The 11,546-nt window shown below is 48.6% G+C and carries 9 protein-coding genes; 2 read left to right on the top strand and 7 right to left on the bottom strand.

Annotated elements, in window-relative coordinates; genetic code table 11:
• Positions 1-4 precede the first annotated feature (4 nt).
• The 4 genes from MHI25_RS09850 to MHI25_RS09835 form a co-directional block, all read right to left on the bottom strand.
• Positions 5-1,621 carry a response regulator gene (locus MHI25_RS09850; RefSeq protein WP_339174458.1) on the bottom strand — a complete coding sequence of 539 codons (1,617 nt, stop codon included), beginning with the start codon at positions 1,619-1,621 and terminating at the stop codon, positions 5-7.
• 7 nt (positions 1,622-1,628) lie between these two features.
• Positions 1,629-3,398 (bottom strand): sensor histidine kinase, encoded by a 1,770-nt coding sequence (locus tag MHI25_RS09845; RefSeq protein WP_076124874.1) that lies wholly within the window; start codon positions 3,396-3,398, stop codon positions 1,629-1,631.
• A 45-nt stretch (positions 3,399-3,443) separates the two neighbouring features.
• A complete protein-coding gene (locus MHI25_RS09840) occupies positions 3,444-4,265 on the bottom strand; it encodes a carbohydrate ABC transporter permease (protein ID WP_232061512.1) in 822 nt (273 codons plus the stop codon).
• An 87-nt stretch (positions 4,266-4,352) separates the two neighbouring features.
• A complete protein-coding gene (locus MHI25_RS09835; RefSeq protein WP_036683990.1) occupies positions 4,353-5,249 on the bottom strand; it encodes a sugar ABC transporter permease in 897 nt (298 codons plus the stop codon).
• A 236-nt stretch (positions 5,250-5,485) separates the two neighbouring features.
• Here MHI25_RS09835 and MHI25_RS09830 point away from each other — a divergent pair, with 236 nt between their 5' ends.
• Together MHI25_RS09830 and MHI25_RS09825 are read left to right on the top strand one after the other, a co-directional pair.
• On the top strand, positions 5,486-8,026 hold the full coding sequence (locus MHI25_RS09830) for a heparinase II/III family protein (RefSeq protein ID WP_340395342.1): 2,541 nt from the start codon (positions 5,486-5,488) through the stop codon (positions 8,024-8,026).
• Between the two features lie 26 nt (positions 8,027-8,052).
• A complete protein-coding gene (locus MHI25_RS09825; protein WP_036683993.1) occupies positions 8,053-8,373 on the top strand; it encodes a cupin domain-containing protein in 321 nt (106 codons plus the stop codon).
• A gap of 67 nt (positions 8,374-8,440) precedes the next feature.
• Here MHI25_RS09825 and MHI25_RS09820 read toward each other — a convergent pair whose 3' ends face one another.
• From MHI25_RS09820 to MHI25_RS09810, 3 genes are read right to left on the bottom strand one after another with little or no spacing between them, the layout of a single operon-like run.
• Positions 8,441-9,568: a glycoside hydrolase family 88 protein gene (locus MHI25_RS09820; protein ID WP_076304375.1), complete on the bottom strand. Its 1,128-nt coding sequence runs from the start codon at positions 9,566-9,568 to the stop codon at positions 8,441-8,443.
• 47 nt (positions 9,569-9,615) lie between these two features.
• Positions 9,616-10,680 (bottom strand): alpha/beta hydrolase family protein, encoded by a 1,065-nt coding sequence (locus MHI25_RS09815; protein ID WP_340395670.1) that lies wholly within the window; start codon positions 10,678-10,680, stop codon positions 9,616-9,618.
• Positions 10,655-11,545 (bottom strand): pectinesterase family protein, encoded by an 891-nt coding sequence (locus MHI25_RS09810; RefSeq protein WP_076191130.1) that lies wholly within the window; start codon positions 11,543-11,545, stop codon positions 10,655-10,657. The genes MHI25_RS09815 and MHI25_RS09810 overlap by 26 nt, the downstream gene beginning before the upstream one ends.
• Between the last annotated feature and the right edge of the window lies 1 nt (position 11,546).

Genomic DNA, 11,546 nt, shown 5'->3' with positions numbered 1-11,546 from the left:
ACTGTCAATGGGAGACGAAATCACTGTTTCCCTCCACTTTAGGCAAGCTATATTTTGCACGAAAGTCAGTCGGCGTCATTCCGGTGTATTTTTTGAACTGCTCTGTAAAATAGGGTCGATCCTCATAGCCCAAAGAGATGGCAATATCCTGAACCTGTATGCCTTCCAACACTAGCTCCTTGGCTTTGTCCATTCGTCTTCCGATAATATATTGGGCGAGTGTCATCCCCGTCTCCTTTTTAAAAAGATTGGAGAAGTAGCTAGGACTAAGATGCACCTCCCGTGCACAGTCGGCGACGGATAGATTTCGATGCAGATTTCCATTGATATGAGTGATGGCCCGATCCACAAGCATACGCGCGTCACTGCATTGGCGTTGTTGCAAATACGTACAGCCCAAACGGCAAAATTCCCGAATCTGGCGGCTAAGATCTTCAAAAGAGACTGCACTGCTCATGTCTGCAAGCTTATTTTCCAGAGTTTTAACTTCCGAATCCGTTGCTTTTTCCGAAAAAATCCGATGGATAGAATGAGCCAGTTCAAGACATAGCGTCTTAACGATGGACGGGTTAGGCGTTGCCGGTGCAGTAATCCAATCATGCCAAATATGATCCAGCTGCTCCTCTGCTTTGGACAAATTCGCCGAACGCAGACAATAAAGCAATTCTTTCTCCTTGTCATATGAGTATCTGGGTAGCACGGCATTCACGACTGCATCTTCAACATAGGTGTACACGCTGTTCCCACCATTTAGAAAGGTGTTCGCAAGTGCAGACAGCGCCTGCGCATAGGAAGCAGAAAGCTGCCCTACCTCCTCCACCTCTCCACCCAGTCCAATGGATACCGTCTGGTACGTATACCGATGTACATTTTCCCGGCATTTCTCTGCAAGTTGCTCCATATTCGGCTCCGCCAGAGGGTTCATCACAATAACGAACTGATTCACATTTTCCCGGAACACAATGCCCCGAGTGTATTCGGATATTGTATTTTCCAAAATATTCTGTACGGCAAAGCGGATTAATTCCACCTCGGAAACCGTAAGTTCTGATGTACGTTCCACAAAAAAATCCACTTCCGCTACCATCACGCAAAAGTTATGGTTATTCATCTCGATATTGTAAAAATCCCACTGCTGGCTCAAGTGCTGCTGCCTAGTTCCGTAACGGATGAGCAGACGCATATATTCCTGACGCAAATAAGGTAAGCTCTCGCGCAGCTTTTGTTCCATGCCCATCATCTGCTCAGCTTGACTGCGTTCCCGCTCCAACACTTCTTTGGCCTTCAACACGGATTCAAGCACTTGAACCTTGGTATACGGTTTTACAATCAGATCAAAGGCACCCAGCTTAACTGCTTCCTGGGCATAGGTGAAATCAGAATAACCCGTCAAAAAAATCAGTTTGATGCCTGGCTGCTCGGCTTGGATGCTCCGCATCATCTCTAAACCATCCTTAAAAGGCATTCGGATATCCGTCAATACGATGTCAGGACGATGCTTGCGGATCTGCTCCAGACCTTCTTCCCCGTCTGCCGCGGTGGCCGCGATCACAATCCCATGTTCCTCCCAAGGAATCCGCTGCGACAATCCGCGGACCACTGCAGGAATATCATCAACAATACATATTTTAATTGAATGGGCGCTCAGGATTTATTCCCCCTTCCACAGGAATGGATAGAACAGCTTCGGTTTCAACACGCGGACTGCTTCGAAAGACCAATCCGGCTTCTTTGCCGTAGTACAGCTGCAGTCGGCTACATATATTAGACAGAGCATAACCTCCACTGCCGTTCGGCTCCTTCAGCCAGGCATTGAGTTTCTCCGCATTCATGCCGGTTCCGTTATCGGTAACCCGGATGAGCAGTGTGTTTTTGGCTACTTCTACAGAGATCCGGATCACTCCCCCTCCCCTTAATTCCTTAAGGCCGTGCAGGATTGAGTTCTCCACCAAGGGCTGAATAATAATTTTCAATACAGGAAGCTCCAGCAGTTCCACTCCGGCATCAATTGTATAGTCAAACAACCCTTCATAACATTGCTGCTGAAGGTTTAGATACTGGCGGACATGTTCCAGTTCCTTGCCTAAGGTCGTAATTTCCTGCCCGTTGTTCAGTCCCAGCTGAAACAGTGCAGACAGCGAAATGACCATCTGTTTCACATCTTCATATTCATCCATCTCACATTTCCAGAAAATCGTGTTTAATGTGTTATATAAAAAATGAGGCTCGATCTGCGCCTGAAGCGCCTTGATCTCCGCTTTTCTCTTTTCTTTTTCTGTATCCTTGACTTCAGCAATCAACTCACCAATCCGGTCCAACATCTGGTTAAATTTGCGTCCCGCCTCCCCAATCTCATCCTGGAAAGGACTCTGGAAGCGTGCACTGAGATCCTCTTGCTCAACACGAGACATCGTCCGTTGCAGTTTCAGCAGCGGTCCCAGTAGCAAAGCGGACAGATACCTTGCAAGGAAAAGCGCGATGACGATACATGCCGCCATGATCATCAACACCAGCCATTGAATACTCCGAACAGGTTGCAGCAGTTCCTTTTTGGACAAGTAGCTGACCAACACCCAGTCTTTTGCGTACCCTGAACTGGCATAGCTGAGCAGCATTGGCCCATCCCCAGCAGAATATTCAAAATTACCCCGGTCTGCTTCCCTCAGTTTGTCCAAAAACACAGAGTCCCGAGACCATTCCGGACGTCTCCCGTCTCCGAAGACGCTTGTTCCCTCTTTATTGATCAGTAAAAAACGCGCGGAGCCAAGACTCCCGCCTCCACTTACAGTATCTTCAAGAATGTCCTCTTTTACATTAACGATCAAAAATAGATCAGGGACATAATTGTCTGTAAGCGGCTGCAAGACTAGGGAAATAACATGGTGTTTCCCGGCAAATAGCTCGTCCCGATGACTCTCCACCCAATTGGTTTCAGGTTTCTCCTTAATCCGTTGATACAGCGAAGATTCTAGAAATGGGGTCAAGGTTCTGCGCTGATTGCTGGTAGAGTAGAAATCCCCGTCCGGCGTACTGATCAAGATAGATTCAATGGAGTTTTCCGTCAACTCTACCTGCGTGAAGGGCGCTTGCAGCATAGAAAAATTGGCAAAAAAACGTTCCATATTATGAGCTTTAATATCCCGGATGGTCTGCTGATAAGCTTCGCTCAACATCATCGTGGAGGAAGCCACAATGATTTGCTTTAACTTCTGGTCCAGGACATTGATTGACTGAGTCAGCACATTTTGATTTAACTCGACAGAGTTACGCTCCATCGCCCGAGAAGCGATGGAGTAAGCCAATAAACCGGTGACAGAAATACAGAATACCGTCAGTGCGGTAAAAGATAACCATATTCTTTTCTTCAAAGAGGTACGATAAACCCAGGCCTTCAGCATGTATTCACATCCTTCTTGAATAGCTGTCCGAAGCCCGCCCCGAATTTAGCCCTTTACAGAGCCAGCTGTCATCTGCATGAACGATTTATTAGCGAAAATATAGACAACAATCATTGGCAACATGGACAGACATGCACCCGCGAGCATCAATTGAGGTTGCGCCGCATCGCCGATACCATATTTTAGCCCCGCCAATCCTACGGTGAGTGTCTGTAATTTTGGCTGTGTCATGGTAAAAACCAGCGGCAGAATATATTCGTTCCATGCTCCGCGGAAGGTCCAGAGCGCCGTGACTCCAAGGGCGGGTGTCAGAAGCGGTAAGATAACTCGAAAGTATACGCTATAGAAATTACAGCCGTCAATAAAAGCAGCCTCATCCAGATCCTTCGGAATCGCTCGTACAAAACCAATCAACATAAAAAATGCCGTGGCATGCGCACTAATCAGAATAATAATGACACCCCATAACGATTTCTGTAGATTAAGCGCTACCATAAGGTCAAATTGCGGCCGAAGCACCACAGCACCGATCGAGATGAACAGCGTGCAGGACTGAATTACAACATATATACGTTTCCCGTAAAAATCGACTCTCGCTACCGCATATGCGGCCATCGTTCCAATTAATAGAGTGCCTAAGGTGGTAAAGATACTGATAAACACACTGTTCCATGTAAAGCGGGCAAAGTTAGCCGAATTCCAAGCCTGCGCGTAGTTTCCAATCTGCCATGACTTAGGCAGCAAGGTGGTTCCTGTCGTCAACTCCAGATTGGTCTTAAGGGATCCGAAAAAAGCCAGAATAATCGGAAACAACGCAAAAGCCGCCACTATAAGTAGAAAAATCCACAGCAAGGTCCGGGACAGCACCGCTCGGGTCTTGAAGGACCGGACAGGCTGGACCGAAGTGTTCTTCGTCTCCGCATGTAATGTACTCACTGTTCATTCTCCTCTCTTTTAATAGATATCATTTAGCTTTTTAGATACATAAAAGTAGACTAAGGTAATCAGACCTACAATAACTGCTGTGGCAAAACCAACCGCACTACCGTAGCCAAATTGCTGAATGCTTGTACCTCCACTGGATACAGGGAAGAACAGCTTATACAGGTACAGGTACATAACTTCCGTCTTGCCATAAGGACCGCCTTCGGTAAGCACCATAATACTCTCGTAGCCTTTTAGGGAGGCGGTAATAGCGAGCATAATGATCATTTGCAATACAGGTCCGAGCATGGGAACGGTGATGTTCCACATTTTTCTGAAAGGTCCAGCTCCATCTATAGATGCCGCCTCATAGAGATCCTCAGGAATGTTCTGTAAACCAGCGATAAAGAGCAGCATATAGTTACCGATAGCCCCCCATATCGCAATCATAATAGCGGTTAGTAAGGCATATTTCGGCCCTAACCAATCTATCGGAGCGGAAATAATTCCAGAGCCGACCAATAGCTGGTTAACCATCCCGTTGTATGAATTAAAGATAACGTAGAATACGATGGCCATAACCGAAGCACTGATTACGGTCGGCATAAAGTAAATCGCTCTTAGCAGCTGCCGCCCTTTCAAAGCACGATTGAGGACAACCGCCAGTAAAAATGATAATGGCAAGGTGATGAGCAGCTTGCCTCCAGCGTAGATAAAGGTGTTGACCACTGACTTCCAGAATTCCTTATCCCTTAATAAGCGCTCGAAATTCTCCAGTCCGATAAACAGGGGTTCGCCGAAACCCTGGTAATCATAGAACATGTACTTCAGAGCCCAAAAGATCGGATATACTCCAAAAACCAGCGTCAGAATCAAACTGGGAGCAACGAAGGTCCAGGCGTTAATTTGACGTTTTGATAAATTCATTTATTGTTCCTCCTGTCCATTGGACTAAGCTTATGTCCTTAATGATAATTCTATCCGTTCGTAACGGTTAGGGAGAAAGCGACTGCGCTTGGGGGAGAATTTCACTTTTTCAGTTGCTTTGTCCCCTTTCCTTCATTTGTTTATCTATCCCGTCCTTCGTAAAGCCACGTTTATACTAATTAAGAGAAAGCTCACCCACGAACCATGACTACTTTACAAGGAGGTTAGAACTACCGATGATTTCAGCATATGGTGGCGGTTCACGCCCCTTCGGATGTTATACCGAAGGAGAGCTTGAGGGCATACGCCTTAGAATCGAACAGCTTCCCAAGGTCCGGCAAGAGTACGAAAGACAACAACAGCTGTCTGAACAATTTGCCAGCCGAGAAGCTGCTGCGCCCCTCCATAAACTCGGGGTGTTCCGGGTAGAACCCTTTGTTTTTAAAACCCCTCCCAGAACGGCCTTCCTCAAGCTTTCTGTACAGATTCGGGGAAAGGGCACGGCGCGCATCGGGGGCTTGCGTCTGACTCATTCGCAGCTTGGCTTGCCGGTTGAACTAGCGAATGGCGGTCTAGAATCTGGGATGCTGGGGTGGAGTCAAGACCGAGAAAACGGAAGCACAGTATATCTAGAGAAATTGGCCAGCTGGCAGCAAGGTCTCCAGCCATCTGGTGTAACCCCATCTGGCGCTAGTCTGGCAGACGATTTGCAATGTATCTGCATCAGTAATGAGGAAGTGAAAGGATTGACAATCCTTCATTATGGAGAGACCATACCTGTATATGAAGGTGATCATTACAGCGTGCAGACGGCGCTCAGTCTGGAAGCTCCTCTAGGCGAAGGAATCTGCATCGGGGTCCATTTTCTAAATGCTGCGGGGCAGCCGTTAGGAACTGAGCTGCTCTCCCCGCTTTTTAATCGGCCGACACTTACCAATTGGGCCTACCTGCTGGAGGCTACGGGAGCGGACGCCAATATGTATATGATCACGGGTGAAAGTGAATTTGCGGTTCGAGCCAAGCAAAAGCTCCAGTACATGCTTGCCGATATACGGGTAGGCATGGATATTTTCCGTAGAGACGGCTGGCATGACGATGATACTTACGGCGCGGTGCATATCGGGAGGGGGCTCGCTGCTGCTTCGGTAATCTACGATCAGATTGCTGGCAGCAGTGTATTCCTCACTGGAGAAGAAACCGAACTTCTCGCTCATTTCCGCTATATCGCAGACATGATGATGGATACCCACTACTACCGGTTTGATCTAGAGACCTTCCCAGATGAAAAGGGAGGAAAACGCAGTAATTGGAATGCCGACCGGGCAACCGGACTGGGTGTATATGCCCTCCTCTTTCCCAATGAAAAACAAAGTGAGGCATATCTTGATCATGCCCTCTCTGTCATCAACTGGCAGCTGGCAGAAGTGGTTGATTCAGACGGCGCATGGCCAGAAAATATTCGCTACCATGGCGCAGTATTGCATCGCTATTTTCTCTTCTTCGTCCTATTAAAGCGTTTGAAGGGCATTGATTATTTCAAGCATGAGAAGGTAAAGGGCATGTACCGTTTCCTAATCGGAACAGTGACTGCACCAGATATTATTCAAGGCGGCTCTTCTGGCTCCCCCATCCTGCTTACACCAGCGGTCGGCGATGCCAATGTGCAGGAAAAATGGTTTCGCCTGCTTGGATATGCGGCCCCATTCTATATGGACGAAGACCCCCAGCTTGCCGGGGAAATGCTCTGGACGTGGAAGCACGGCGGAGAACCGATTGAGGATAGTGGCGCATTTCCTCTGCCTCTGGTCGCGCTGTTATATCCACAGCCCGATTTAGCAGAACAAAGGCCTGCACTCGACTCCGTACATTATCCCGATATCGGTTATGTCATCTTCCGCAACGGAGAACAGAACCTTCAGCATTATGCAATCTACGAGGCGTCTCCGCTGACTTATCACGCTCATCATGATGAAGGGCACTTCTCCATCTGGGCAGATGGTGTTCCAGTAACCCTTGATTCTGGAACGGGAGGTTATTATAACGGGGATCGGCATTGGTATGTGTCCAGCGCAGCTCATAATGTTGTTCAATTTACCGATTCATTCGGAAATTTTGCCAATGGGCCACTGCAAAGCACATGCAAGGAAGTACGCTTTTCAGAAGAGTTAGATCATGCCAGCAGTCTTATTCCAGAGGCTAACGCCAGGGAATATGAGCGGAATTTCTTGTTCATTAAAGCAGGCTTTAACGTCTACTTGATATGGGATCGAATTGAGGGAGCATCGAACAGCGTCTGGAATCTGCATACACTCAGTACTGATGCAAGTATAATGGAGCAATCCATTGATGCAGCTTGCCTGAACGGCAAGCACCTAAGCGCTTATATCGCCGAACCAGAACTTCCAGTGATTACAATGGGAGAAGGCGCTGTAGCCGGGAATTATCCGCTGGCAGAGCAGCAACATTTTCGTGTTTATGGTGGTAAAAGCGATTACGTCATTCTGCTTCATCCCCGGACAGAAGATGCTTCTTCACTACAGCTTGAACAGCTTGATTTTGAAGAGGCTATCGAAGGAGTACGCTTGTACAGAATATCCCGTACGGATGGGAAATGGTTTATCGCCGCCATCAACGGCACCAAGGAGGAACACCTTGTTACTGTTCCGGGTCTCGGACCGCTTAGGCTGCTCGGAGAACCTGAGTCAACATCCGGGCAACCTGAAGCAACCCAATTAAGAATTGAGGCAGGCAGAATTCACATCGCCATGCCCCGATAACTATATACAAGGAGGAAGATTAGAACATGAGCAATCTTGGAGTATGGGAACCAGCAGAACCGGGAGTTAAACGCTGTATCTTGAACGCTGCAGCCAGTCTGATGATGATGGAGGTTCATTTCGAAAAGGGAGCCGAGGGCTATGAGCATAGCCATCCTCACGAGCAGATGAGCTACTGTCTGCGTGGAAGCTTTGAATTTCGTATTGACGGCGAGAAGCATAAGGTAACCGCGGGGCAAAGTATTGCCATACCGCCAGATGCAAAGCACGGTGTAACCGCATTGGAAGCAGATTCTGCGCTGCTCGATGTCTTCACACCTATCCGCGAGGATCTGCTGAAACGCTAATAAATATATATCTGGCAGCAAAAAAAGGCCCAATCATTCCATTTCAGAGGGAATGATTGGGCTTCTGTTATTTTTCAGCTTGGTACCGTTCCACCTCAAGTGATGCTAATAACAATGGAGCGACGCCCATAGGCACATCCGACAATACGTCCTCAGAGATATAGTAATCGTATGAGCCATTACGGTCTTTGCTCAGACCCGCTCCATGACAGATCTGGTGCAAGTGCACACCTTGTTCATCCTCTTCAGTCAAATGCGTCAAAATGCCTTCATACCCTTGCAACATCGCCTCTATAAAAGAGGATTCCAGATAACCTAATCTTAGTCCCTTAGCCATCGCATAAACAAACATGCACGAGCCGGAAGCTTCAAGATAATTGCCTTTTCTCCCCGCTTGATCTAACACCTGGTACCAGAGGCCAGTCTCCTTGTCTTGAACCTCCAGAAGCGCGCCGCACATCCGCTGGAAAATGCCAATGATCGTCCCCCGCTGCGGATGAGTGAGCGGAAAATGCTCCAGGCAATCAACCACAGCCATCGCATACCAACCCATCGCCCGGCTCCAAAAATGAGAGGACAATCCGGTAGACGAGTCAGCCCATTCCTGCTCTTTGGATTCATCCCAGCCATGATAGAGCAGACCGGTCCGTGGATCACGGGTCCGCCGCTCAACCAGCAGCAGCTGATGCGCCGCTTCGTCAATCAGTTCAGATCGTTGAAAAACCTTGCCGTATTCCGCTAGGAATGGCGATGCCATGTACAGCCCGTCCAGCCACATCTGGAAAGGGTATACCTTCTTATGCCAGAATCCCCCTTCGGAGGTGCGGGGATGTCCAATAAGCTGTGCGGCCAGCAAATGGGCTGCTTCAGCATAACGTTTTTCTCCGGTTTTCTGGTATAGCAAGAACAGGTTTTTCCCCTCGTTAATCTGGTCCAGATTGTATTCTTCCAGCCTGTAGGTACGGATGGAACCATCCTCTCCAATAAATGTGTCCATATGCCGCTCCATAAAGGAGACATACTCAGGCTGGTCGAGCTGAACACCCGCCCGGGCCATTGCCATCAGCAGCATGCCCGGAACATAAGCCCATCTTTCCAGCACATATTCATGCTCTCCCTGCTTGTTGCACCCTCCAAGAATCGTACTCGCGATTTTACTGGACAAGCGAACGGTTGTTGCTTCAGTTATAGACATCCTTATTCCTCCTTCGTTTGTCATCCATATGAAGTCTAATCTTATGCTCAGTTGAGCTGCTTGCGCAGCCAGGCAAAGGCTGGTTCACCATGAATCTCATGACCTCCGGTGAAGAAGTCCGCTTCTACCTGTCCGATATGATTCGCCGACCTGTAAATCGTCTGCAACTGGGTTAAAGCTAATTTTGTTCCGCGCGGGCCAAACAGATGATCAGCATCTCCCGATTCGAGGAACAGGCCACGAGGGGCAATGAGGCCCAGTAGGTCAGGCATCTCCGCTTCCAGCAAAACCCCTGGAATATAATTATCAAGGCAATGATTGCGTGTCAGAATACTGTCTGCGAAAGTATTGGCATACCCGCTTACGACCGCACAAGCGATTCGTTCGTCAAGTGCAGCTGTGAAGCCAGCCACCAGTCCCCCGCCGGAAATACCCATAATTCCAATTCGTTCATCCTTAACTTCTTTTCTTGTCTGCAAATAATCCAGTGCCCGCATGGTTTCGTAGATACGGTAGCCGGCCATTGTCTTCCCAACCATCAACAATGCGGATGACAGGCGAAAGCAGGAATTACGTCCAGGCTCCCCGCTTGTTAGGTCTTCTTCCAATCGTCTGTCCCCAAAGCCGAGCAGCTCCGGGGCTGCCACTACAAAGCCCTGTTTTACCAGTGAAACAGCGAAGTCTTTGTGCAGCCCTGGATCTCCCTGCCGATCCGATCCGTCCGGGTTCAAGCCTACGATCTCCCGGCTTCCATAGCCATGTCCATGAATGGCAAGAACGGCAGGAACAGGGGTAGAGAACGGCTGATCCGGGATCAAAAGATACAGCGGCATGCGCAACCCTTCATAGGTAGTTATCTCTATACGTTCACGGGTATACCCGGAGCAGACGGTTCGTTCCAGCAGAACCGGTTGCAGCTCCTCAGCTATTTCTGGAAAGCCACCTAACCGCTTCGTAAATGCTGTGCTAAGCTCATCACGCCATTGCTGAAAGGGTATGTCTTTGCTGAAAGCCGAGTTGCGTTGAGCTGAACCAGCTAGTTCTTTCATGTATTGTTCCAGAGGCTCCATCCGAAGTGCTCCTTCCTTAATATCCTTCAGGATGCCAGCCATCAAGCACGGTCAGCACCCTATACTCCGCAGCTTCCTGTGGAATCAGCTGCCGCGACCATGCAGCTCTGGCTTCGGGATTGGCTCCCGGTCCACTGCTGCCATATTCTTCATAGCGGCTAGTTTCCTCCCTGTCCGGCTGCCCCCAATTATGCCAGCCTTCGCCGATAATCGAACTGTCTATGACCGTGCGGATAAAAGCCACATGTGCATAAGGGCGCCAAGGTCGGCCAAGATACACTTCACTTACACCTTGACCGCCAGTAATTTCACAATCGAGGAATACATAACCAAACGGTGCGCCTTCAGGCGTTGATGCGGCTGTTATATATCCTCTGGAACGTTTGTTATGCAGCCGGCAACGTTCAAACAAAGCCGTAGCCGCGCCAAAAATATAATCCACATCGCCTTCAATGTAACATTCGTTATAATATTGCTTTCCTTGCCCTGTATACAAAGTATCCTGATCACCCAGCAGGCGTACACGCCGGAATACAGCATGACCAGCATCAACAAAAGCAGCCACCGCCTGACCAGTGCCGGGACCTGATGCATTTCGAATGGTCAGATTTTCAGCGGTGAAATGCTCAGCGAATACATTCAGGGTACCGGATTTGAACGTGCCAATCGGCTCTCCATCCGGACCTAAAGTGTGCGCGTTGTCTGACCACGTAATGATGGTGGAATTCGTGTCTTCCCCCAGTAGCAGAACCGGAGGCGTTCCCTGTTTCACTGTAATTTTTTCCTCGTAAATGCCGGGTTTGATACGAATCGTCACTTCTTCCTTGTGTTCCTGTGGAATTGAATCCAACGCTGCCTGTAGACTACTGAATCCTTCGTCGACACTCTTAGAGACTGTAATTAACATC

The organism is Paenibacillus sp. FSL E2-0177 (genome assembly GCF_037992975.1).
In the GTDB taxonomy this organism is placed as follows: domain Bacteria; phylum Bacillota; class Bacilli; order Paenibacillales; family Paenibacillaceae; genus Paenibacillus_AQ; species Paenibacillus_AQ odorifer.
Note: the sequence above shows the minus strand (reverse complement) of the source record. Positions and strands in the feature narration are given on the sequence as shown.